Genomic DNA, 23314 nt, shown 5'->3' with positions numbered 1-23314 from the left:
GCGGCGGCTTCCCGACCACACCCGCGCCCACCGGCGGGGCTCCAGGAGGATCACCATGCTCGACCACCGGTTGAACACCGAGCACGAGGAACTGCGGCGCACCGTGGCCGAATTCGCCCAGGACGTGGTGGCGCCGAAGATCGGCGAGTACTACGAGCAGGGCGAGTTCCCCTACGAGATCGTGCGGGAGATGGGGCGGATGGGCCTGTTCGGCCTGCCGTTCCCCGAGGAGTACGGCGGCATGGGCGGCGACTACTTCGCCCTCTGCCTGGTGCTGGAGGAGCTGGCCCGGGTCGACTCCTCGGTCGCGATCACCCTGGAGGCGGCGGTCTCGCTCGGCGCGATGCCCGTCTACCGGTTCGGCACGGAGGAGCAGAAGCGCGCGTGGCTGCCGCGGCTGACCTCGGGCGAGATGCTCGGCGCGTTCGGCCTGACCGAGCCCGAGGGCGGCTCCGACGCCGGGGCGACCCGCACCACCGCGCGGTACGACGAGGCCACCGACGAGTGGGTGATCAACGGCACCAAGTGCTTCATCACCAACTCCGGCACGGACATCACCGGTCTGGTCACCGTCACCGCGCTCACCGAACCGATCGCTCGTTCGAGTGAAGGAGGCGAATTCTCCTCGCCACGGCGGGAAATCTCCTCCATCATCGTGCCCACCGGGACCCCCGGGTTCCAGGTGTCGAAGAAGTACTCGAAGGTCGGATGGAACGCATCCGACACCCGCGAACTGTCCTTTACCGACTGCCGCGTCCCCGCGGCCAACCTGCTGGGCGAGCGAGGTCGCGGCTACGCCCAGTTCCTGCGGATCCTCGACGAGGGCCGCATCGCGATCGCCGCCCTGGCCACCGGCCTGGCCCAGGGCTGCGTCGACCAGTCCGTCTCGTACGCCGGTACGCGCCGCGCCTTCGGCCGGCCGATCGGCGCCAACCAGGCCATCCAGTTCAAGCTCGCCGACATGGAGATGCGCGCCCACACCGCCCGCCTCGCCTGGCGGGACGCCGCGTCCCGGCTGCTGCACTCGGAACCGTTCAAGAAGGAGGCCGCGATCGCCAAGCTGTACTCGTCGGAGGCCGCCGTCGACAACGCCCGCGAGGCGACCCAGATCCACGGCGGGTACGGCTTCATGAACGAATTCCCGGTCGCCCGCTTCTGGCGGGACTGCAAGATCCTGGAAATCGGCGAAGGCACCTCGGAGGTCCAGCGGATGCTCATCGCGCGAGAGCTCGGCGTCGTCTCCTGAGGCTGCCACAGGTCCCGTACCCGCGTGGTCCGTCGGCCCGCCCGGGCCGGCGGACCGCGGGCCCGGGCGATCACGAGAAGGGAGAGGAGACAGAGGGGGAGGGAGTCACCCCGGGCCGCCCCCGTCGATCTGGTCGTAGCGGGTCAGCGCGAGTTCGAAGGCCGTCGGCGCGACCCTGACGGCGCCGTCGAACGGACCGCTGAGCTGGAACACCAGGCTGACCGCGAACGCCACCGAGGCCCCCACGAACCCCATCAGCACGAGGTTGCGCGCGTTGGCGGTCAGCCCGACCACCGGCGGCGTCGCCAGCACGAACACCGACCCCACCACCAGACCTCCGAGCGCCAGCGTCGGCACCTGCGCGCGGATGTCCGCCAGCCGGGCGTTCCGCCGCGCGTAGACGTCCGTCAGGCTTCTCAACACATCGGCCTTGGCCGCGAGTTCGGCCGCGTTCTGACTCCGCACGGCGTCCACCGACGTCCGGATCCGGTCGGCCTCCGCCCAGGTCTCGGCACTGCCGTGCCCGTGGGCCATCTGCTCCCACTCGTCCTCGATCACCTGATGGGTGTAGTCGCGCACGCGCTGCTGCACCACCGGACGGTCCTGCACCGGCAGCAGCCGCGCCGACCAGTACACCTCGGTGAGCGCCCGGGACTCCTCGTAGGTGTGCTGGCGGGCGGTGTTGAGCTGCTGCCACGAACCGGCGATGGCGAAGCCGGTGAAGAGGGCGAAGAAGCCGAGCACCGCCGCGCCCGCGAAGCCGATCGCGGACGGGTTGGTCGCGCCCTCGCGGGAACCGCGGGACCGGCCGACCAGGGCACCGATGGCCAGCGCGAGTGCTGCGCCGGCCAGCGCCGCCACGATATTGACCCACATCTACCGACCACTCCCCCGACGTTCAGTCGCCACCGCCACCGCCACCGCCGCCGCCACCATCGCCATCGCCATCGCCTCCAGGGCCTTCTCTCCGACGCTGCTGCCGCACCGACAGGGCGGCCGCCAGCACGACCAGGACAGGAAGCACGATCGACATCAGCAGCATCAGCACCTCGTCGGCGCCCCAGTCGTCGTCCCAGTCGAACGGGGTGTCGTCCGGAAGCTGAGCGGCCGAGAACGCGTTCCCGTTCGAGTTCGGGTTGCCGGGCCGGCCCGGGCTCCCCGGCCCGGTGGAGCCGGCCCCCGCACCGGCACCCGCGCTGCCGGCCGCGCCACCTGCGGCGGCTCCTTCTGCTGCCGTGCCCGCTCCGGCGCCGGCGGCACCGGCTCCTCCGGCCCCTCCGGCGGCACCGGCGGCTGCCCCGGCACCGGCGGCGGCCCCCGCTGCTCCGGCGGCCCCGGCCGCAGCTCCACCGGCAGCCCCACCTGCTGCGGCAGCCCCGGCGGCAGCGGCAGCCCCGGCGGCAGCGGCAGCCCCGGCGGCTCCAGCCCCACCCGCCGCCCCGGCACCGGCGGCGGCCCCGGCAGCTCCGCCGGCTCCGGCAGCGGCAGCGGCAGCCGCCACCGCCTGGAACGGGCTCGCGGGCAGCCCGAAGATGCTGGTGCCCGGACGGAACGGCACGGCGGACCCGGCTGCTGCTGCGGCTGCCGCCGCCGCGACAGGTGGGATGGCGGCGGCCGCGGCACCAGGGGGCACGGCCGCGGCGGCGGGGGCAGCGGGGTTGGGTGGTGGCGCGTTGGCACCGGCGGCATTGGCAGCGGTGCCCGGGGGCACACCGGTGGGGTTGGCGGCCCCACCGGCCGCCGGAGCTGCGCCGGGGGCCGCCGGTGCCGGGTTGCCGCCCGGGCCGGGCGGGGCGGGGGCGGGAGCGGGAGCCTCGCCCTCGTAGTCGCCGGGGGCCTCGGCGGCGACCGGCCGGGGTGCCAGCGGGCGGCCGTCCTGGCCGACCGCGCCGTCCACCGCCAGGCCGTCGGCCCTCGCGACGGCGGTGTGCCGCCCGGGCACGGCCTCCCCGGAGGCGGTGCAGTCCAGTGGGCGGCCGATCTCCAGCAGTCCGGCGGCGGACTGTCCGGTGCAGCTGACCGGCCCCACCCCCGGGAGGTGATCCACCACGCCGACCGCGCTGATCGGCGAGTCCCCGACGGCGTCCACCCGGTACCGCAGCCGGACGTCGCCGCCGACCACCATCGGCAGCGCCCGGCGACCCGATGCCGCCCACCCGCCGACGAAAGGAGCTTCGCCCGCACGTGACCGAGTGACCATCAATTGCCGACGCGCGGAACGGTCCGCGCGGGCCAGCACGCCCGATCCGGTCGGGACGCCGACCCGGGTCAGGGTGATCCCGGCGACCAGTCCCTGATAGCCGGCCTCCGCGGTCGCGACGGCCTTCGGCATGCCCTTCGGGGCGGTGGCCTCCACCCGGACCTCGGTCCGCTGCCGCCCACCGCGGGCCGGCAGGGTGGCCGAGCACTCCGCCACGCCCAGTGGCGGGAGCGCGAAGGGCTGCCCGCTCCCGCAGACCACGGCCGCCCCGGAGACCTGGGCGTCGGTGACGGCCGAGACGGTGAGCGGATACTCGGCCTGGTTCGTCAACCGGTAGACGCGGAGCAGCTGTTCGTCGGCGCGGACCCGGACGTCGACACCGGTCGCGCCGTTGGTGCGGACCTCCAGCCGGACCGCGGCCCCGGCCTCGCCGCCCGCCGGGCGGACCGCCGACGCCCGGGGCGCTTCGGTCAGCCCGGCCGGGGCCAGGACGAGGAGGAGGGCGAGCAGCGCGACGGCACGGCGGATCGGGCGGCGCGAGGAGCGGCGCGGCATACGACGCGGGGGTAAGGCTGATCCAACGATCACCTTGTCATTCTTTGCCGCACCCGCACGGCCGAGCGGGGCGGCACCGCGCGCCGTCGGCGTGGATAACACGGACGGCCCACACCGCCCCCGCCCCGACCGCCGGACCAAACGAGCCGACCGGACCGACCGTCAGGGGATCACGATGACCGGCCGGTTGGCGCGGCGGGCGAGGCGCCCGGAGACCGAGCCGAAGATCTTGCCGAGCAGGCCGTGCGTCGTACCGACCACGATCGCGTCGGCGGCGAACTCACGGCCGACCTCCTCGATCTCGTGGCAGATGTCGCCGCCCCGCTCGACGAGGATCCAGGGCACTCCGGCGAGGAAGTCCGCGCAGGCGAGCTCCAGGCCGAGCACCTCCGTCCGGTGGTCGGGGAGGTCGACGAAGACCGGCGGCTCGCAACCCGCCCAGACGGTGGCGGGCAGGCGGTTGGCCACGTGCACGATCACCAGGCCGCACTGGGAGCGGCGGGCCATGCCCACCGCGTAGGCGAGGGCGCGCTCGCTGGAGAGCGAGCCGTCGAAGCCGACCACCACGCCGTGCTGGAAGGCCGGGTCGCAGGACTTGGCGGACCCCTTGCGGACCGCCGACTCGCCGGGCGCGCCGTCGGGCAGGCCGGAGGCGCTCGGACGCTCGGCGCCCGGTCCCGGCCGGCCCGTCACCGGGGGCTCCGGAACGTCGGACCGCCGGTCGTCCCGCCGCTGGCGGGAGCCTGCGCCGGGGCGCCCGCGGCGCGCGAGGTTGCGAAGGGGGCGGGCGAAACCACCACCCCGGGCGTCCTCGCCCGGTTCCACCGGTCGGGAGGGCTCAGAACCAGCCATGGCACAAGGCTCTTCGAAGGAGATGGGCCGACAGGAGAGGACAACGCTGCCCGGGCGGCAGGCCCGCCCACGGGAAGACGTCGGTCTGCGCCGAGCACCACCGTTTGTGACCTGTTCCTTTCAGAGTACGACGGGCCGGACACGCAGCCCAGCCGCGCGGCCTCGGGGGCGAGACTCTTCCCGCGAACGAGGGATGCGCGCGCCGACGGCGACGCGCCCCTCACCCGGGCGCGAAGGCGCCCCTCCGGCGAAGGAGGTTCCCTGGAGCTTGACTGAGCGGACCGGGCGGCGCAACAGGACTCCGGGACACCGTGACCGGACTGTCATGGATCGATGACGATCCGTTGCCGACAGTCACCGGGCAGTGAGGCGGCCCAGGAGGCGGACCACGGGCCGTCCGGCGAGCCGGGCAGTGAGCCGGGCAGTGAGCGGGTTCGCGAGCCGGTTCGCGAGCCGGTCGTGCAGCGGCTCGCGAGGCGGGCACGGAGGCGGGCGGTGCGCGGTGGTGCACCACCGTGCCCGGCACCCGTTTCGGCCAAGGGGCGCGGGTTCGGGACGGCCTCTGGCATTTGCCAAGTGCATAGCAGCGGCCGCTGGCACCATGCTCGGCATGCCCCTGCTCCTGCTCGACCTCGACAACACGCTGCTCCCCAGGGACGCCGCATTCCGGGCCTGGGCTCAGGACTTTCTGACCGAACGGTCACTGCCGCCCGGAGACGTCGACTGGCTCGTCACGATCGACGGCGGCGGCTACGTACCGCGCAGCACCGTACTGTCCGCCGCCCGGCGCCGCTACGGCCTCGACGAGTCGCTCGACCGGCTGCTCTCCCACTACCGGCACGGCATCAACTCCTACATCCACTGCCCCGCCCGCAACATCGACGCGCTGCGGGCCGCGCGGGCCGCCGGGTGGACGCTCGGCATCGTCAGCAACGGCGGCACCGGCGCCCAGCTGGAGAAGATCCGCCGGACCGGCCTCGGCCCGATGGTCGACGGCTGGGTGATCTCCGAGGAGGCCGACTGCCTCAAGCCGGACCCGCTGATCTTCGAGATCGCGGCCCAGCGGTGCGGCATCGCACCGACCGGGGACTGGGCCACGCACACCTGGATGATCGGCGACCACGCCCCCGCGGACATCGCGGGCGCCGAGCTGGCCGGGCTGCGCAGCGTCTGGCTGCACCACGGCCGCCCGTGGGCCGAGCCCGCCTACCGGCCGACGCTCAAGGCGGCCGGCCTGCCGGAGGCCGTCGGCCAGGTGCTGGCGGCCCGGGGTGCTCCGGCGTCCGGCCCGGAGCCCCTCGCGGGGGGCGTGGCTGCCGCGCACCGGACCGCCGGCGCCGGCGCCGGCGGCGGGGTCGCGGTGGCACGCCGGACGGCTCCGGCGGGTGGCACGGGCGGCACGCGTGGCAACGAGCGCGGCCTCGGCGGTACGCGGTCCGCAGCGGCCCCGGCAGCGGTCGGCGGGCCGGGCGCCCGGGGAGCGCGGGCCGCACCCGGGGTGGAGAGGACAGCGGCGGCGCGGAGCGGCGCACGCGACGGCGTGCCCCTCCGGGCATCCACCCCTGGCGGCGGGCACACACCTTCAACCGCGCACGCCACCGGCAGTGCTTCCCCGGACTCCGGAGCCGGGGAGGCTGTCCGAAACCGGTCCGACGGGTTTGCGGAGGATGCCGCCACCCGCCCGGCGCCGATGGAGCCCGTGGTCGTGCTCCCGGCGCGAACGAGTTTCGCGGTGCCGCCGCACCGCTCGGCCCGGGCCGGGTAGCGGCCTTCGGTCCGGCATCGCGCGCCGTCCTCGCGGACGCGGACGAGCCGCACGCGGTCCGCGCCCGCTCACCGGACGGCCGTGGTTGCGGCGGTGCCGGTGACGGCGACCGTGGCGGCTGTCACGGTGGCGGCGGCCACCACAGCGGATCGCGGCGGTCGGGCGGTCGCGGCGGTCCGCACCGCCTCCGCCACCGAGGCATCGCCGGCGACGCGGCCGCACCGCCGGCAGCGCCGTCCACGCCCCGCAGCTCACCTGCCGTCAGCAGCGCGCCCCCGCACGGAGCATCGGAGCGTCCCGGCCGGACGGCTCGGATCCGATCCGTCCGCCGCGCAACCCTTTCGCCGTGATCGGCGTCGTCAGTTCCAGTCCCGGCGCGGCAGGTTCGGCCCCGCGCGGGCGCCGCCGCGCCCCTCCCCTGCCCCTCCCCCGCCCCGGGTCCGCCGCCCGGCGGGCGGGCGCAGAAGCCGCCCTTGGCCTGTTCGAGCCGGCGGCGGCGCTCCGCGGGCGAACGATGGGCAGGACCCCGGAGCACCGCCCTCCGGCTCCGGCACTGGCCGGATGAAGCCTGGGAGGCGCACGGCGTGCGCCTGTGCGCCCTCCCGTGCACCGCCTATTTTCGGTCAATCTCGTACGGCTCCCCTGCCCTTGGGCAAATCCGCAGCCCAGACGCACCGGCCGGGCGCATCGGAGCCGGACGCCCCAGGACCCGTCCTGCGACAACCAGCCACCGTTGCCCCGACCCTCTTCCCAGAAGGGTCGACGGGTGCCACGCTTCGTGATCGAATGCATCACGCCAAATTGCCATGTCGACATAGCGTCGGATGGTGAACTTGTCACAACGGCAACGGTCCACCCGATAGATTCGATCTTGGCCAGCAGTGCCGCACCACCACACCACACCACCGAGGGGGCTTGAGCGCCTTGAGCAGGGTGAGCAGGAGCGACGCGGGTCCTGACAGCGGCCAGGCCGTGGCCGGCATCGCGGGTCGTTCCGCGAGAAGCGCCGCCTCCCAGGCCTCCACCGCCAACACCCGTCACTCCGGCACCGCCTCCCACCCCTCCTATTCCCCGGTGGCCCCGTCCGTCCCGGGCGCCCCGTCGGCACCGGGTGCCACCGCCGCCTCCGGCGCACCGCAGGCCACGGGATCCCCGTCCTACCCGGGCGCCCCTGAGCACGGCGGACGCCCCGTCAGCCGACCGGCCGTCAGCCACTCCGGCGGGTACGGAGCCGGCCAGGACGGCCGGAGCGGGGCGTCGGTTACCGGCCATTCCGGCGGCTACCCGGGCGGCCACGCCGGACCCGACGGCGGCTTCCCGCCCTTCGCCGCCGCCCCGTCCGCCACCGCCTTCGCCCCGGGACTTCCCGGTGCCGGGCTCGGACCGGCCCTCCCCGGCCTGTCGGGCCCCCTGGCCACCGGCGGACTCCCCGGCGGACCGCTCGGCCTCGGCACCGCCGGACACGGCCTCGGCGGACACGGCCCGGCGGGGCACGGACCCGGCGGCCACGGCGGTTCCGCCGTCGGCCCGGGCGGCGCCTCGACGCCCGCGATGGCCGCGGCGCCCCGCAAGCTCTCCGGCCGCCGCCGCCGCGAGACCGTCGCCGTCCTGATCTTCGGCGGCGCACCGATCTTCGAGAGCTCCATCCCGCTCTCCGTCTTCGGCGTCGACCGCCAGGACGCCGGGGTGCCGCGCTACCGCCTGCTGGTCTGCGCCGGCGAGGAGGGCCCGCTGGCCACCACCGGCGGCCTGACCCTCTCCGCCCCGTACGGGCTGGAGGCGCTGGCCCGGGCCGGCACGATCGTCGTCCCGGCCTGGCGCTCGATCTCGCAGCCGCCGCCGGTCGAGGCGATCACCGCACTGCGCAAGGCCCACCACGAGGGCGCCCGGATCATCGGCCTGTGCACCGGCGCGTTCGTCCTCGCCGCGGCCGGCCTGCTGGACGGCCGCCCGGCGACCACGCACTGGATGTACGCACCGACCCTGGCCAAGCGCTACCCGCGCGTGCACGTCGACCCGCGCGAGCTGTTCGTCGACGACGGCGACGTGCTCACCTCGGCCGGCACCGCCGCCGGGATCGACCTGTGCCTGCACGTGGTCCGCAGCGACCACGGCGCCGAGGCCGCCAACGCGCTCGCCCGCCGGCTGGTGGTGCCGAGCCGTCGCAGCGGCGGAGGACAGGCCCAGTACATCGATCAGTCTTTACCGGAGGAGATCGGCAACGACCCGCTCGCCGAGGTGGTCACCTGGGCGCTGGAGAACCTCAACCAGCAGTTCGACGTCGAGGTGCTGGCGGCCCGCGCCTACATGAGCCGGCGGACCTTCGACCGGCGGTTCCGCACGCTCACCGGCAGCGCCCCGCTGCAGTGGCTGATCACCCAGCGGGTGCTGCAGGCGCAGCGGCTGCTGGAGACCTCGGAGCTGTCGGTGGACGACGTCGCCCGCCGCTGCGGCTTCCGCTCGCCGGTGGCGCTGCGCGGCCACTTCCGGCGCCAGCTCGGGGTCTCGCCGGCCGCGTACCGGACCAGCTACCGGGCCCGGCGGCCCGGGGCGTCCGCTGCGGCGCCGACCGCTCCGGCGGGCGGCGACCTGCGGGCGGGCGGGGCGGTCGCGTCGTCGGCCGCCGCGGGCGGGTCGTTCCCTGGCCAGCACGGCGCTCCCGGCGGGCACGGTGTGCCGGCCGGGCACGGGTCGGCCGGTGCCCCGGGGTTCCCGGGCGGGCCGGGTGCGGCGCACCCGGGCCAGCACGGGCAGCCGTCCGGGCCGGGCGTCCACGCGCGGGCCGGGCAGCCGTACCCGCACCAGGCGGCCGGGCACCAGTCGCACCCCGGGCAGCCGGGGAGCGGCCGCGGTCCGGCGCGCCCGCCGATGGTCCCGACGCAGCCCGGTCCCGGCGCGGGGCGTCCGCCCAGGACGGCGGAGCACGCCGCCGCCGAGGACGGGGTGCCGCAGCCGGGGGCTCGCGGTCAGGGCCAGGGGCACCGGAGCGCGGCCGACCGTCCGCAGGACGTGGCGCCGGAGATCCGGGCCCGGCAGGCGAGGGCGGGCCAGCTCCGTCCGCAGGGCGGCCGGGCGGCCCCGTCGGAGGCCCGGGAGCCCCGGGAGGCGCGGTCCGCCCGGGAGGTCCGCCCGGTGCATCCAGCCGGCCACCCCGGCCGGGAAGGCCGCGAGGCCCGGGAGGCGGACGGCCACGCCCCGGACGAGCACGGTTCCGAGAGCCGCACCCCGGCGCCTCGCTCGGCTCCATCGGTGCCCGCGGCGCGTGATCGCGCCGTAGGGTGAGTGGCGTGAATGACCGTTTGGTATGGATCGACTGTGAAATGACAGGCCTCGACCTCGACCGGGACGCCCTGGTCGAGGTCGCGGCACTGGTGACGGACTCGGAGCTGAACATCCTCGGCGAGGGTGTGGACGTCATCATCCGCCCGCCCGCCGAGGCGCTGGCGAACATGCCCGGGGTGGTGCGGGAGATGCACACCTCCTCCGGGCTGCTGGACGAGCTGGAGCACGGGGTCACGCTGGCCGAGGCGGAGGCGCTGGTCCTCGCGTACGTGCGCGAGCACGCGCCGGAGGCCGGGCGCACACCACTGTGCGGGAACTCGGTGGCCACCGACCGCGGGTTCCTGAGCCGGGACATGCCGGCGCTGGAGAGCCACCTGCACTACCGGATCGTGGACGTCTCCTCGATCAAGGAGCTGGCCCGGCGCTGGTACCCGAAGGCGTACTACAACAGCCCGCAGAAGGGCGGGAACCACCGGGCGCTCGCCGACATCCGCGAGAGCATCGACGAACTGCGCTACTACCGCGAGGCGGTGTTCGTCCCGCAGCCCGGCCCGGACACCGACACCGCGCGCGCGATCGCCGAGAAGTACCAGGCGCCGGCGGGCTGAGCCCCGGGGCCGCCGGGTCGCGGGAAGGGTCCGGCGGCCCGGCGGGTCCGCGGGATGTCCGCGGACGCCAGGGGTGCCCGGGTGCGGGGAACGAAACCCTGGCGCGAGCACCCTCTCGGATCCTGTAGAGTTCTTCCTGTCGGAGCGGGAACGCCGAAGAGCGGGAACGGTCCGGACAGATGGTGGGTGTAGCTCAGTTGGTAGAGCACCTGGTTGTGGTCCAGGTGGCCGCGGGTTCGAGTCCCGTCACTCACCCCAGAGCCCGAGGGGCCGGTCTCGTCAAGAGACCGGCCCCTCGGGCTTTTTCGCGTTCCCTCACATCGGCGACGGCCGGGCGGGGGTGGTGTGGCGCACGTCGCACCGTGGTCCGCGTCTCACCGCTTTCCCCGCTCGCGGATCTGCCACCGGAAGCTACTGACTAGTAACGTGGCGGCCATGACCACTCCTTCGATCGGCCGGCTGCTCGACTCCACCGTCCCGATGGCCCGGACCCTCAAGCTCGAGTACCTGGAGACCACCCCGGAGCGCGCCGTGCTGCGGCTGCCGGACCAGCCCGAGTACCACAACCACGTGGGCGGCCCGCACGCCGGCGCGATGTTCACCCTCGCCGAGTCGGCGAGCGGCTGCATCGTGCTCGGCGCCTTCGGCGACCAGCTCTCGCGCGCGGTGCCGCTCGCGGTGAGCGCCGAGATCGCCTACAAGAAGCTCGCCATGGGCGCCGTCACGGCCACCGCCGTGCTCGGCCGGCCGGCCGCCGACATCGTCGCCGAGCTCGACAAGGGCGAGCGCCCGGAGTTCCCGGTGACCGTCGAGATCACCCGTGCCGACGGCGCGGTGACCGGCGTCATGACGGTCGTCTGGACGCTGCGCCCCAACTCCTGAGCGGAGCACGGCGGACGGTCCGCGGCGGCCGTGCCGGCACCGTCCGCCGGTCGTCCGGCGGCCGCCCGCGATGACTGTCCGTGACGGTGGCCGTGTCCTCGCGGTCCGCCCGCTCGTTCTCGATTCACGTGCGAGCCAAACACGCGACCAGGCGTCCGGAACCCGCCCGACGGACCGTCGGCGGCGGGTGGCGGGCGGCCCGGCGGTGGCTGTCCCGGCCGCGCACCGTCGCGGCGGGCGGGGCGCTGCTCGCTCAGCTCTGGGGGTTCGGCGCCCCCGTCGCCCTCGCGGCCGGGGGCGAACCCCTCCCGGAACCGGCCGGCCGGACCCTGGCCACGGGCGCGGCGGCGCCCGACGGCACGGTGCGGCAGCCCGGTCCGGGTCCGTCCGACGGACTGCTCGACGGGCTCGCCGGCGCCGTCCCGGCCGCGGCGGACGCCGTCGTTCCGGAGCTGGACGCCGCGACTGGCCCGGTGACCGGCACGGTGGCCGGTTCGATCGGCGGTGCGCTGCAGGACCGGATCAGGGCCGGCGGGCTCCCCCTGCCGGGCCAGCGGGCCGCTCTGCCGGACGCGTTCGCGCTCGCCTCCGGGCTGCTCGGCCTCGCGCCCGCCGGGACGCACCCCGCCGAGACGCGCGCGGCCCGTGACGGGACGCCCGACGGGGCGTCGGGCAAGCCCGCGCGACCCGTCGACGCCGCGCGACCGGTCCGGCCGGGCGGAGCCCCGCACGGCCCGGCGGCCCCGCCCCCGGCTCCCGCCGCACCGGAGCGCCCCTCGCCCCCCACCGCCGGGCCTCCGGCAGCCGCGGGCGGCGGAGGCGCGAGCGGACGGACCGCCTGGCGGGAACGCGGCCCCGCCTCCTCCGGCGCCCCGGCGGCCAGCACCGCGGCGCCGCCCGGCGCGGGCGCGGCCAGGACGGCCGCCGTCACCGTCGCCCACGACACCGCCGGCACCGCGACCTCCGTTCTCGCCCCGATCACGGCCGGGCTGCTGCTGACCGGCGCCGCGATGTACAAGCACCGGGGCCTGCCGAAGGGCCACTGAGCGGACGGACAGCACGGAGCAGGACGGACGGGGCAGGGCAGGCCAGGGCAGGACGGGCGGGGATCAGGAGCCGGGGGTGGCCACGTGCAGGGCGAGCAGGGGAAGTCGGCGTCCGGGGATGGAGCCGGAGGGGACCGTGCCGAGGCGCACGGCACCCATCGCCCGGTAGAAGGGCTCGGCGTTCGGGTCGGCCGCGAAGGTGATCCGCTCGAAGCCGAGGGCCCCGGCGCGCAGGTGCGCCATCAGCCGGCGGCCGACGCCGCGGCCGATCATGTCCGGTTCGACGAAGAGCAGACCCAGTTCACCCTCCGGGGGCGCCCCGGTGAGGGTGACGAAGCCCAGGACCCGGCCGTCCTCCTCGGCGACGGCCGTGCGCCCGGACGCGATCCGGTCGGGGGTGAGGGTGAGCTCGGCCCGGCAGGCCTCGATGAACTCCGCGTCGTAGCCCCAGTGCGCCTTGGAGCGCAGGGCGAGGGCGCTGAGCGCCGCCGCCTCGCTCGGCCGGGCCGGTCGGATCGGCATGGCGGGTGCTCCTCCTGGTCGGATCGTCCGGGACCCCCCGTCCCGGTGACCCTAACGGAAAACGCCCGGGGGCGGGGTGGGGGACGCGGTGGCGGTGGCATCGGTGGCCGGGGCGGCGCCGGCCGCGAAGTCGGCCAGCGCGCGGCCGTGTTCGACCCTGCCGAGGGCGGCGTCCGAGGCCACCCGGCGGGTCAGTTCGGCCAGCGGCAGCGGGGTGTGCGCGGCGGCCAGGACGAGGTTGCCGAAGCGCTTGCCGCGCAGCACCGCCGGGTCGGCGACCAGGCAGAGCTCGGGGAAGACCGTGCCGAGGGTGGCCACCTGGGAACGGGCGAACGGCAGGCCCGAGCCGTCGGCGATGTTGACGGCGTACCAGCCGCCGGGGGCGAGGGCCCGGGCGGCCAGCGCGGTGAACTCGACGGTGGTGCAGTGGGCGGGCACCCGGGCGCCGGAGAAGACGTCGGCGATCACCAGGTCGACGGTGCCCTCGGGGGTGCGCTCCAGCACGCTGCGGGCGTCCGCGCCGCGCACCTTGACCTGCCAGCCGCGCTCCAGCGGGAGTTCGGCGCGGACCAGTTCGGTGAGCGCGGTGTCGATCTCGGCGACCTGCTGGCGCGAGCGCGGCCGGGTGGCGGCGACGTAGCGGGCCAGCGTGAGGGCGCCGCCGCCGAGGTGCAGGACGGTGATCGGGCGGCCGGGCGGGGCGACGAGGTCGACGAGGTGGCCGAGCCGGCGCTGGTACTCGAAGCCCAGGTGGGCGGGGTCGGCGAGGTCGACCAGGGACTGCGGCGCGCCGTCGATCAGCAGCGACCAGGCGGCGGGGCGGTCGCGGTCGGGGCGCAGCTCGGCGAGGCCGGAGTCGACGGCGCGGGTGAGCGGGCCCTGGGCGTGGGTGCGGCCGCCGGGGCCGGTGGCGGCCGGCTCGCTCGGCGCGGCGCTGCGGTCCCGGTCCGCGGTGCGGCCGGCTCGGTTGCTTCGTCCCATACCCGCCATTATCGCCGCCGTCCGCGGGAGCCCCGCAGCTCAGCGGGGGTGGCCGGGGGCGGTCGGCGGTCAGGACGGGCCGAGGCCGCCCGCGGTGAGGGTGCAGGCGGCCTCGCAGAGCGCGGAGCGCAGGACCCAGGGGTCGGTGGGGCGGGCGGCGCAGTCGACTCCCGCCGGGGGCATCACCCAGCGCGGGTCGGTGGCGGGCAGCAGTTGCGCGCCGGCGGTACAGGAACTGCCGGGCAGGTGCCAGGTGGTGGAGGTGCCGCCCGGGACGAGGAAGGAGACGGTGGCGCCGTTGCGGCTCTGCAGCACCGCGCCGCAGGCCCGGCGCAGCCGCAGGATGTCGACCGCCTCCAGGCCGTGCCGCAGGGCGACCGTCACGGTGTCGAAGGCGGCGACGAGGACGGCGTCCGGGTCGGTGCGGGGGCGGCGGGAGGGGCCGCCGCCGGACGGGGACCGGCCGGGGCCGCGGTCGTCGGCCGACTCGGGCATCAGGGCGGGGGCCGCTCCGTCGAGCACCCCGCCGACGGCCAGGCGGCGGAACTGCGGTACTCCTGTGGCCGGCATGGGCCCTCCTGTCACCTCGTCGGGACCGGAAGCCGTGCCGCCCGGGTGGGGGTTCCGCCAGGGACGCGGCGGGGGGACGGCGGCAGGGGCTTCCGCGTACCAGGACAACGCCGGGCGGGTGTCGCAGGCCACGGGGCGTCTTACAGCAAGGCATGGCATTTCATGGCGGATCCCGGCAAGGACGCCCGGATTGCCCCCGTTTGGTGGCACTTCGGAGGTGAACTCGCCGTGTCCGACCGGTGACTCCCGGTACTGTCGTGGCGCCCGACCGTCCCCGCCCGGGCCCCATCGGACCCTCCCGCGGCCGGACGACCCCGCCGCCCGACCCTCGCACCGCCACCCGCACCACCACGGAGCGCACCATGGCAGCCACCCCACCGGCCGAGCCGAACCGCCCGTCACCCAACACCGTGATGCGTGCCCTGCGCGGCGACCGCTCGCCGGGCGAGTTCGCCACGGCCGTGCGCCGGGCGGCCCGGGAGATCGGCGAGCACGTCTCCTGCGACGCCCGGTACGTCGGGCGGGTCGAGTCCGGCGAGATCCGCTGTCCCAACTACGCGTACGAGCGGGTGTTCCGGCACATGTGGCCGGACCGCTCGCTGGTCGACCTCGGCTTCGCCCCCCGCACCGCCGTCCGCCGCCGCCCGCCCGACGGCGCCGGCCGCGGGAGCGGGAACGGCGGACCGGGCGCCGGGGCGCCACCGCCGGGCCATCCGGTGTTCCCGCCGCTGCCCGCCCCGCGCTCGCGGCTCTCCACCCAACTCCCGTACGCTGCCTCGCCGTACGCGGAACCGCCCCCACCGGTCGGGGCCCCGGTGCCGAGGTTCGCGACGGCGCCCGGGTGGCCCGACGAACCGCACCCCTGTGACGAGGAGAACGACGACGTGCGTCGCCGTACGTTCCTGGCCGGCGGCCCTGCCGCGCTGGCCGCCGTGATCGGCATCGACCTGCCCGGCCCGGCCGCCGCGGCCCCCGCCCCCCACGGCGCCCCCACCGCCGCGGCGCCCGGTGGCGCCGTCGTGCCCGGCCGCCCCGGCCCCGTCCCGCCGCCCCGCAAGGTCGGCACGGCCGAGGTGCTCGGCGTGGAGCAGGCCGTCCGGGACATCCGGCTGGCCGACGACGCGCACGGCGCCGACGCGCTGTTCGAACAGGCCGGCCGCTCCCTTCGGGAGGCCTACCTGCTGCTCGACGCCTGCGAGTACTCCACCGAGACCGAGCGCAGGCTCCAGGCCGGGGCCGGCGAACTGGCCATCTCGGTCGGCTGGTTGGCGCACGACTCGAACCGGCTCGCGGACGCCCGCTCGTACTACGCGGAGGCGCTGGCCACCGCGCGGATGGCCGGCGACTCCGCCCTGGAGGCGCACGTCTTCTCCAACAGCGCCTTCCTCGCCCGGGACGCCGGCCGCCCCCGCGAGGCGCTGCGCGCCGCCCAGGCCGGGCAGTCCGCCGCCCGGCACCTCGGCTCCCCCCGGCTGCTCGCCCTGCTGACGATGCGCGAGGCCGGCGGCTGGGCACTGCTGCAGGACCGCGGCTCCTGCGAGCGCGCGGTCACCCGGGCCCGCCGGCTGTTCGAGCAGGGCCCGGGTGAGGCCGATCCGGAGTGGATGTCGTTCTTCGGCGAGGCCGAACTCGCCGGGCTGCAGGCCCAGTGCTGGTCCGCGCTCGGGGACTGGGACCGGGCCAGCGAGCACGCCCGGCTGGCCATGGCGCTCCAGCAGCCGCACTTCGTGCGCAACCGGGTGCTCTACACCGCCGAACTCGCCCACGACCGGCTCGGCCGGGGGGACCTGGCCGGCGCGGCCGCGTACGGCTCGGCCGCCGTGGCGCTGTTCGGCGACGTCCGCTCGGCCCGGATCCGCTCGATGCTGGCGGACACCGCGCAGCGGCTGCGCGAGCACCGGCGGGTGCCGGAGGTGGGGCGGTTCCTGGCCGAGTACGGCGCGGCGACGACCGCCGCCTGAGCGGGCGGCGGCCGGCCGCGGCGGCCCCGGCTCAGTGCTTCAGGGTCTCCAGGTGGCCCTGGTCGTTCCACAGCTCGACGGCCGGTGCGCCGTACTCCCAGGACAGCACGCAGAGCGCGGCGGTGCCGAGCTTGAACCGCTGGGCGTACTCGGGCGGCAGGCCGAGCCAGCGGGCGGTCAGGATGCGCAGCAGGTGGCCGTGGGCGAAGAGCACGACGTCGCAGTCGGCGCAGTGCATGACCGTGGTGTCCGGGTCCGGCACGCCGTGCTCGGTGTTGAGGTCGGCGAGCAGCGCGTCCACCCGGGCGGCGACCTCGGAGAGCTTCTCGCCGCCGGGCACGCCGTCGCGCCAGATCAGCCAGCCGGGCTGGTCGGTGGCGCGGATGTCGGCGCCGGTGCGGCCCTCGTACTGACCGTAGTCCCACTCCAGGAGTTCGGGGCGCTCCACGGCGCGGTCGCCGAAGCCCGCCAGGGAGCAGGTCTCCTTGGCGCGGCCGAGCGGGCTGGTGTAGACGAGGGCGTCGGGCAGGCCGTTCCAGGGCGCGCCGCCGAGCCGGGCGCCGAGCGCCCGGGCCATCGCCCGGCCGTCCTCGGTCAGCGGGATGTCGGTGCGGCCGGTGTGGCGGCCGGTGGCCGACCAGTCGGTCTCACCGTGGCGGACCAGCAGGATGCGGGCGGGCATGGGCAGGCTCCTCGCGTTCGGGGGCGGTGTCAACGGTCGGCCTCGCCGGCGAGCACCGGCCTCCATGATCCCCCACGGGCGGTGCGGCCACGATCCCGGCCTCCGCCCGCGGCGAGGAGGGCGGGACGGGCCGGACCTGCGGGTTCGCCGCCAACGGCCCGTCCGGGGCGGATTGTCGGAACCGGATGCGACACTGGGCCGCACCATGAACGTCTCGACGAACGCCCCGCTCCGCGGGCCGGCGGAGCCGCTCGCCCAGCGGCTCGCCGAGCTGCGCGGACCGGCGCCGCAGCGCAGTCTGAACGCCCGTGCCCTCGCCGCCCTGGCCGCCAATCCGGGGTGCCACCGCCGCGCCGTGCTGGACGCCGCCGGGGTGGACAAGTCGGCGCTGGCCGCCCGGCTCGGCCGCCCCGCCCCCTTCGGCCGGTCGCCGTTCGCGCTGGCGCGCGGCGTCGTCTTCGAGGCCCGGCTGAAGGAGGACGGCTACGCGGCGCTGCTGGAGCCGCTGCGCCGCCGGCTCGGCATGTCCGAGGAGGGCGGGCCGCTGCTGGTGCCGGACCTGCTGCGCTCCTCCGGTCCGGCGGTCCGGGCCGACCGGACGGCGGCCGCGCTCGCCGAGGCGGCCGCCGAGGAGCACGCCTGGACGCTGCTCGACCACCCGATGCTGCGGCTGGACGTGGCGGGCTCCACCGCCTACCTGGAGCCGGACGCCGTCGTGGTGCACGGCGGCCGCTGCACCGTCGTGGAGATCAAGTCCTTCCCGGTGCTGGACGGCACCGCGGACCCGGGCAAGGTGGGCGCCGCCGCCCGGCAGGCCGCCGTCTACGTGCTGGCCCTCCAGGAGGCCGCGGCCGCGCTGGCCGGGCGCCCGGTGGACCCGGACCCGTACACCGAGCAGCGGCTGCCGGGCAGTCCGCGCACCAGCGTGCTGCTGGTCTGCCCCGAGGACTTCGGCAGCCGGCCGACCGCCGTGCCGGTGGACGTGCGCCGCGAGCTGGCCACCACCCGGCGCCAGCTCAGCCGGATGACCGGCATCGAGCGGCTGCTGGCGGTGCTGCCGCCGGGGGCGGACCTCGACCTCTCCCCCGCTGCGGACGGCACGCCCGTGCGGTCCGCCGAGGAGCTGGAGAAGACGGTCGGGACGGTGCCCGCCGCGTACAGCCCGGACTGCCTCTCCACCTGTGAACTGGGCTTCCACTGCCGGGCCCAGGCCCGCTGCGGGGACCGGGTGGAGCAGCTCGGCCGGGGTGTGCGGGGCGAGCTGGGCAGCATCCGCACGGTGACCGAGGCGCTGGCCGTGGCCCGTACCGGCCCGGGCGGCGGGGGCGGACCGGCGCGGGACGGCGCCGACGGGGACGGAAGCGACGCGGACGGCGACGGGACCGACGGCGACGGGGCCGACGAGGCCGCCGCCCGGCTGGCCTACGCCGCCGCGCTGCGCGCCGAGGCGCTCGGCCGCCCCCGGCCCGAGAGTGCGGGGGCCGAGCGGTGAGCCTGCTGTCCACCCTGGCCCGGCTGGAGGCCGTGCGCAGCGGCCGGGCCGAGCCGCTGGCCACCGTCCGCCACCGGCACCTGTCCGAGCGCCCGCTGGTGCTCGTCCCGCTGACCTCGGCCGGCGAGGACGGCGCGCCGCTGGCCGTGCTGCTGGGCACCGACCGGCGGGCGCCGGCGCTGCACATCGTGCCGCAGCCGCTCAACCGCACGCTGCGCTCGGAGTTCCTGGCCGACCTGGCCGCCGACCTGCTGCCCTACCTGGAGTCCTTCGGCGACGAGGTGGAGCTGATCGAGGGTTCCGAGAAGGATCCGGAGAGCGGCGAGAAGACGCCGGTCGTCCGCGAGCTGTGCGCGGACGCCCCGCAGCTGATCGTGCCGAACAGCGGGGGCGTGCGGTACCTGGCGCTGCTCGGGCGCTCGACCCGTTTCCGCCGCACCGCCGAGGACGAGGATCCGGGCCCGTTCCCGGCGCCGGCCCGGGTGCCGCTGCTCGGCCGCTGGCTGACCCACCTCGCCGAGCGCGCCATGGTGCCGGGCTCCAGCCTGCTGCTGCCGATGACCGGTCTGCTGGCCCGGCACTGGGCCACCGGCCAGAGCCACCTGGAGGACCAGCACCTGGCCGCCCGGCTGGCCTGGCACACGCCGCCGGAGGGGCTGACCGGCGCGGAGGCCGCGGAGCTGGCCGAGACCGGGCGCGGCGAGGGGGGCCGGCTGCTCCACCCGCCGGCCGGTCCGACCACCGACCCGGTGTTCGACGCCAAGGTGCTCGCCCCGGCGATCGCCCGCTACGACGCGGCCGCAGCGGCCCTGCGCGAGGCCGACGGCGCGGGCGGCCCCGGCGGCCCCGGCGGCCCGGGCGGCAGCGACGCCGCGGCGGCCCGGGAGGCCGTGCGGGTCGCCGTGGAGCAGTTGCGCGCCGTCCTGCGCGAGGAGCTGCTGCCGACCTGGCACGACGTCTGGCACGGCCTGGACCTGCTGCGCGCCCTGCCCCCGGCCGGCCACCTGCCCGAGCGCTGGACCGGCGACCGCTGGTCGTACACCGGCCACCGGGACCGGCTGGCGGCCGGCGAGCCGCCGCAGCCGCGGATCGACGACGCCGTGACGGCCGCCCGCAAGCTCGCCCAGCGCGAGCGCGAGCAGGCCCGGCTGGACGTCCAGGAGGCGCTGGACGACCCGCTGGCGATGGCCGAGCACCGGCTCGCCGGGGAGGCGTTCAGCGGGGTGGTGACCGAGGTGGTGCCGGACTACGACACCACCGGCCGCTCCCCCAAGCCGCGCCCGCTGGTGACGGTGCGGACCGACGACCGCCCGCACGCCGACCTGGGCCGCGAGGTGCACCGGGTCCGGGAACCGGCGGCCCCCGAGGCCGGGGCGGGCCCGGCGCAGAAGGCCGTGATCGCGGCGGCCGACCCGCAGGAGGGCACCATCACGGTGCGGGTGCTGTCCGGCATGGGGCGCAAGAAGGAGCCCGAGCCGGGGAGCCTGCCCGAGCCCGGCGAGCGGGTCACCTTCACGCTGTTCGAACTGACGGTCCGGCAGGCGGCGCCGCTGCCCGATCCGGACGACACGCCGTGGACGCACGGCGGCCCGCCCGGGGCCGTCGTCACCGTGGTGCCGCTCGTGACCGGCGCCGCCGAGGACTGGGAGTGATCCGCCCGATGAGCACCGAGCAGGGCGCCGGCCAGACCCCCGGCGCGGCCGCCGACGCGGCGGTGGCACGGATCCTGGAGGCGACCGTCCGCCCGGCCGCCGGCGCGCCGCGCGGCGTGGTGGTGGACTCCCCGCCCGGCGCCGGCAAGTCGACCCTGGTGGTGCGCGCCGCCCGGGAGCTGGTCGCGGCCGGCGAGCGGCTGATGATCGTCGCCCAGACCAATGGCCAGGTGGACGACCTGGTCGACCGACTGGCCGTGAAGGCACCGGATCTGACGATCGGCCGGCTGCACGCCGCCGACGCCCGCCCGGGACCGGAGGTGCTGCGGCACGCCAACGTCACGCCCTCGGACAAGGTCGCCGAGCTGGCCGAGCTGGACGTGGTGATCTCCACCTCGGCGAAGTGGCAGTGGGTGCGGGCCGAGCAGCCGTGGCGGCACGCGATCGTGGACGAGGCGTACCAGATGCGCTCGGACGCGCTGCTGGCGGTGGCCCGGCTGTTCGAGCGGGCCCTGTTCGTCGGCGACCCGGGCCAGCTGGACCCGTTCACCGTGGTCGGCACCGAGCAGTGGGCGGGCCTGTCGTACGACCCGTCGAGCAGCGCGGTGGTCACCCTGCTGGCGCACAACCCGCAGATCGAGCCGCACCGGCTGCCGGTGTCCTGGCGGCTGCCGGCCAGCGCGGCGCCGCTGATCTCCGGCGCGTTCTACCCGTTCACGCCGTTCCGTTCGGGCACCGGCCCCGGGGACCGCTCGCTGACCGCCTCGGTGCGCCCGGACGGCTCGGCGCTGGACGCGGCGATCGACCGGGCCGCCGAGCACGGCTGGGCGCTGCTGGAGCTGCCGGCCCGGCACACCGTGCGCACCGACCCGCAGGCGGTGGCGGCCGTCGCGGCCACCGTGCGCCGGCTGCTGGACCGCGGGCTGACGGCGCGATCCGAGCAGGGGTCCGCCCCGCTCACGGCGGACCGGGTGGCGGTCGGCACGGCGCACCGGGACCAGGCGGCGGCGGTGCGGGCCGCGCTCGTCCGGGTGGGGGTGCCGGTGGACCCGACGGCCGGTCCCGCGGTGACCGTGGACACCGCGAACCGGCTGCAGGGGCGCGAGTACGACGTCACGGTGGTGCTGCACCCGCTGTCGGGGCGGCCGGACGCCACCGCGTTCCACCTGGAGACCGGTCGGCTCTGCGTGCTGGCCTCCCGGCACCGGCACGCCTGCATCGTGGTGGCCCGGGCGGGGATCGCGGAGCTGCTGGACGAGCATCCGGCCACCGAACCGGTGCAGTTGAACGTTCCGGTGGCGTTCCCCGACGGCTGGGAGGCCAACCACCGGGTGCTGCACCATCTGTCCGAGCACCGGGTGCGGCTGGGCCGGCTCTGACGGCCCCCGTCCGGGGGCGGCGCGGACACGCGGCGGACACACGGGCCGCACGGGGCACGAGGCGCGGGGCGTGGGGCATGGGGCGCGGGGCGGACCGAACCGGCGCGTGGAAGGCCGGACCGGCGCACACACGCCCCCGGCACGCCGGGTGGGAATAGCACCCGGATGCGCACCGTTCCGTTACCGGCCGCCGCCGCGCGACAATGGACGGCGGCCACGACCGGGCGGCGCCCGACCCGAGCAGCCGCCGCCCGCCCCCATCGAGCACCCGGAGGTGTCCGTCCATGCCCGACTCCCATGCGCAGGCGTCCGACCCGAGCGGCCCCGCCGCGGCGGCCGGTCCCGGCACGGGCACCGGTGCGGCGCCCGGCCGGCGGCAGCGCCCGGCGCAGCTGCTGTTCGAGCCGCAGGCCGACGAACCGGAGCCGGAGCGCTTCTTCGACCTGGAGTCGATCGACGACCCGGCCGAGCTGCTGCGCCGCTCCACGGAGCTGGCGCTGGCCTTCCGGGCCGCCGCCGAGCGGGCCACCGACTTCCAGGCGGTCGCGGCCGCGCAGCTGGCGGATCCGCGCCGGTTCGACGCGCTGTCCGAGGCCGAGATCGCGGGCCGGGCGGACTGGACGCCGGACTACGCCGCCAAGATGATCGAGTACGGGCGCACCCTGCTGCGCCCCCGGCGGCACGAGGACTGATCCGTTCCCAGAGGCGGTCGCCGGGACCGGCCCGCCGGGAACGGCCCGCTCGCGGCCCGGCCCGGCTCCTCGCCTCTGGCATATGCCGGGGGAAGCGGAAGGGTACGCCCCCGCGCGTCCCGCTGTCCGGCGAACCGCGCTTTCCCTCCCGGACACCCTCCGGATGCCCCACCCTCCTGTGCGTGGACATCTGGACCTATCAGTCGGTGGAGTACGTGACCGTGGCCGGGGAGGCCTGGCTCGCCTCCGCCAGCGAGTACCCGCGCAGCATGCGCGCCCTGTGGGAGTCCCGCCCGTGGGCACCCTCGGTGCTGCCGTGCGGCCGGGCCTTCGACGTGATCAGCATGCCGGCGCTGTTCGGCCGCCGGGTACTGGACGAGCTGTGGGCCTCCGGGCCCGGCTGCGGGCCGGTGGCGGTCGTCCGGGGGCGGACGCTGCTGTTCGTCCAGCCGGGCGCGGCGCCCCGGCTGCGCCGGCTGCTGGCCTGGGAGGAGTGGGCCCGGGACGTGCCGCCGCTGCTCTGCCACGGCAAGGGCGACACGGTGACGGTGCCGCCGGTGCAGCGCACGGCGGGCGGCCCGGACGCGCCGGGGCACGGCCCGGGGCGGTGGATCGTCGCCCCGGAGAGCCGGGAGCCGTGGCTGCCGGGGGCCTCCGTCGTGCTGTGGGCCTGCGTCCGGGCGGCCCGTGAGCCGGTCGAGGCGCTCTGAGCGGCCCGGGCCGGCGGCGGGCCCGGGAGGTGCGGGTATTCGATTTTGGCCGGACCGCGCCCCGCTGCTAAAGTCTTCTCTGTCAGCAGGCGCCGCTAGCTCAGTTGGTTAGAGCAGCTGACTCTTAATCAGCGGGTCCGGGGTTCGAGTCCCTGGCGGCGCACAGACAGCCGGAAGGCCCCTCGTGAGAGCGAGGGGCCTTCCGGCGTTTCCGGCCACGGCCGGACCGGGAGCAGC

General features: G+C 76.6%; 18 protein-coding genes, 2 tRNA genes and 1 pseudogene. 14 read left to right on the top strand and 7 right to left on the bottom strand.

The window, feature by feature from the left end; all coding sequences use genetic code 11:
- Positions 1 to 55 precede the first annotated feature (55 nt).
- Positions 56 to 1246, top strand: coding sequence for an acyl-CoA dehydrogenase family protein (locus ABT238_RS29980; protein ID WP_350570228.1), 1191 nt, complete (start codon positions 56 to 58; stop codon positions 1244 to 1246).
- A 105-nt stretch (positions 1247 to 1351) separates the two neighbouring features.
- Here the strand turns inward: ABT238_RS29980 and ABT238_RS29975 are convergent, their stop codons facing one another.
- From ABT238_RS29975 to ABT238_RS29965, 3 genes are all read right to left on the bottom strand, one after another.
- The gene (locus ABT238_RS29975; RefSeq protein ID WP_350801014.1) at positions 1352 to 2122 is read right to left on the bottom strand and encodes a bestrophin-like domain; all 771 of its coding nucleotides are present in this window, start codon (positions 2120 to 2122) and stop codon (positions 1352 to 1354) included.
- Positions 2123 to 2144: 22 nt separating this feature from the next.
- Positions 2145 to 4001, bottom strand: a complete 1857-nt coding sequence (locus ABT238_RS29970) for a hypothetical protein (protein ID WP_350801009.1) — start codon at positions 3999 to 4001, stop codon at positions 2145 to 2147.
- 162 nt (positions 4002 to 4163) lie between these two features.
- Positions 4164 to 4646 (bottom strand): universal stress protein, encoded by a 483-nt coding sequence (locus tag ABT238_RS29965; RefSeq protein ID WP_502884360.1) that lies wholly within the window; start codon positions 4644 to 4646, stop codon positions 4164 to 4166.
- Between the two features lie 817 nt (positions 4647 to 5463).
- Here ABT238_RS29965 and ABT238_RS29960 point away from each other — a divergent pair.
- From ABT238_RS29960 to ABT238_RS29935, 6 genes and pseudogenes are all read left to right on the top strand, one after another.
- Positions 5464 to 6618 carry an HAD family hydrolase gene (locus ABT238_RS29960; RefSeq protein ID WP_350801004.1) on the top strand — a complete coding sequence of 385 codons (1155 nt, stop codon included), beginning with the start codon at positions 5464 to 5466 and terminating at the stop codon, positions 6616 to 6618.
- Between the two features lie 1551 nt (positions 6619 to 8169).
- A pseudogene (locus tag ABT238_RS29955) lies at positions 8170 to 9172 on the top strand (helix-turn-helix domain-containing protein); the annotation flags it as partial.
- 733 nt (positions 9173 to 9905) lie between these two features.
- The gene (orn, locus tag ABT238_RS29950) at positions 9906 to 10508 is read left to right on the top strand and encodes an oligoribonuclease (protein WP_350570234.1); all 603 of its coding nucleotides are present in this window, start codon (positions 9906 to 9908) and stop codon (positions 10506 to 10508) included.
- Between the two features lie 182 nt (positions 10509 to 10690).
- Positions 10691 to 10766: transfer RNA gene (locus ABT238_RS29945), tRNA-His, on the top strand.
- A gap of 177 nt (positions 10767 to 10943) precedes the next feature.
- Entirely contained in the window at positions 10944 to 11390 is a 447-nt protein-coding gene (locus ABT238_RS29940; RefSeq protein WP_350570235.1) for a DUF4442 domain-containing protein, read from the top strand.
- Between the two features lie 128 nt (positions 11391 to 11518).
- Complete coding sequence (locus ABT238_RS29935; RefSeq protein ID WP_350800987.1) at positions 11519 to 12436, top strand: hypothetical protein; 918 nt, start codon at positions 11519 to 11521, stop codon at positions 12434 to 12436.
- Positions 12437 to 12499: 63 nt separating this feature from the next.
- On the opposite strand, the gene ABT238_RS29930 is transcribed toward ABT238_RS29935, so the two are convergent.
- From ABT238_RS29930 to ABT238_RS29920, 3 genes are read right to left on the bottom strand one after another with little or no spacing between them, the layout of a single operon-like run.
- On the bottom strand, positions 12500 to 12958 hold the full coding sequence (locus ABT238_RS29930) for a GNAT family N-acetyltransferase (protein ID WP_350800978.1): 459 nt from the start codon (positions 12956 to 12958) through the stop codon (positions 12500 to 12502).
- Between the two features lie 51 nt (positions 12959 to 13009).
- The gene (locus tag ABT238_RS29925) at positions 13010 to 13948 is read right to left on the bottom strand and encodes a spermidine synthase (RefSeq protein WP_350570238.1); all 939 of its coding nucleotides are present in this window, start codon (positions 13946 to 13948) and stop codon (positions 13010 to 13012) included.
- A gap of 60 nt (positions 13949 to 14008) precedes the next feature.
- Positions 14009 to 14509 (bottom strand): hypothetical protein, encoded by a 501-nt coding sequence (locus ABT238_RS29920; protein ID WP_350570240.1) that lies wholly within the window; start codon positions 14507 to 14509, stop codon positions 14009 to 14011.
- Between the two features lie 362 nt (positions 14510 to 14871).
- On the opposite strand from ABT238_RS29920, the gene ABT238_RS29915 reads away from it, so the two are divergent.
- Positions 14872 to 16470 carry an NsdA family TPR-like regulatory protein gene (locus ABT238_RS29915; protein ID WP_350800959.1) on the top strand — a complete coding sequence of 533 codons (1599 nt, stop codon included), beginning with the start codon at positions 14872 to 14874 and terminating at the stop codon, positions 16468 to 16470.
- 31 nt (positions 16471 to 16501) lie between these two features.
- Here the strand turns inward: ABT238_RS29915 and ABT238_RS29910 are convergent, their stop codons facing one another.
- On the bottom strand, positions 16502 to 17152 hold the full coding sequence (locus tag ABT238_RS29910; protein WP_350570242.1) for a histidine phosphatase family protein: 651 nt from the start codon (positions 17150 to 17152) through the stop codon (positions 16502 to 16504).
- A gap of 205 nt (positions 17153 to 17357) precedes the next feature.
- Here ABT238_RS29910 and ABT238_RS29905 point away from each other — a divergent pair, with 205 nt between their 5' ends.
- From ABT238_RS29905 to ABT238_RS29880, 6 genes are all read left to right on the top strand, one after another.
- The gene (locus ABT238_RS29905; RefSeq protein WP_350570243.1) at positions 17358 to 18644 is read left to right on the top strand and encodes a hypothetical protein; all 1287 of its coding nucleotides are present in this window, start codon (positions 17358 to 17360) and stop codon (positions 18642 to 18644) included.
- Positions 18641 to 20296 carry a hypothetical protein gene (locus ABT238_RS29900; protein WP_350800942.1) on the top strand — a complete coding sequence of 552 codons (1656 nt, stop codon included), beginning with the start codon at positions 18641 to 18643 and terminating at the stop codon, positions 20294 to 20296. The genes ABT238_RS29905 and ABT238_RS29900 overlap by 4 nt, the downstream gene beginning before the upstream one ends.
- A gap of 8 nt (positions 20297 to 20304) precedes the next feature.
- Complete coding sequence (locus tag ABT238_RS29895) at positions 20305 to 21675, top strand: AAA family ATPase (protein WP_350570246.1); 1371 nt, start codon at positions 20305 to 20307, stop codon at positions 21673 to 21675.
- A gap of 284 nt (positions 21676 to 21959) precedes the next feature.
- On the top strand, positions 21960 to 22367 hold the full coding sequence (locus ABT238_RS29890; protein WP_350570247.1) for a DUF8844 domain-containing protein: 408 nt from the start codon (positions 21960 to 21962) through the stop codon (positions 22365 to 22367).
- Between the two features lie 182 nt (positions 22368 to 22549).
- The gene (locus tag ABT238_RS29885; RefSeq protein WP_350570249.1) at positions 22550 to 23077 is read left to right on the top strand and encodes a bifunctional DNA primase/polymerase; all 528 of its coding nucleotides are present in this window, start codon (positions 22550 to 22552) and stop codon (positions 23075 to 23077) included.
- 89 nt (positions 23078 to 23166) lie between these two features.
- A tRNA-Lys gene (locus ABT238_RS29880) sits at positions 23167 to 23240 on the top strand.
- The last annotated feature ends 74 nt before the right edge of the window (positions 23241 to 23314 follow it).

This window comes from Kitasatospora sp. NPDC001527 (assembly GCF_040298605.1).
GTDB lineage: Bacteria > Actinomycetota > Actinomycetes > Streptomycetales > Streptomycetaceae > Kitasatospora.
This window is presented reverse-complemented; position numbering and strand designations above follow the sequence as displayed.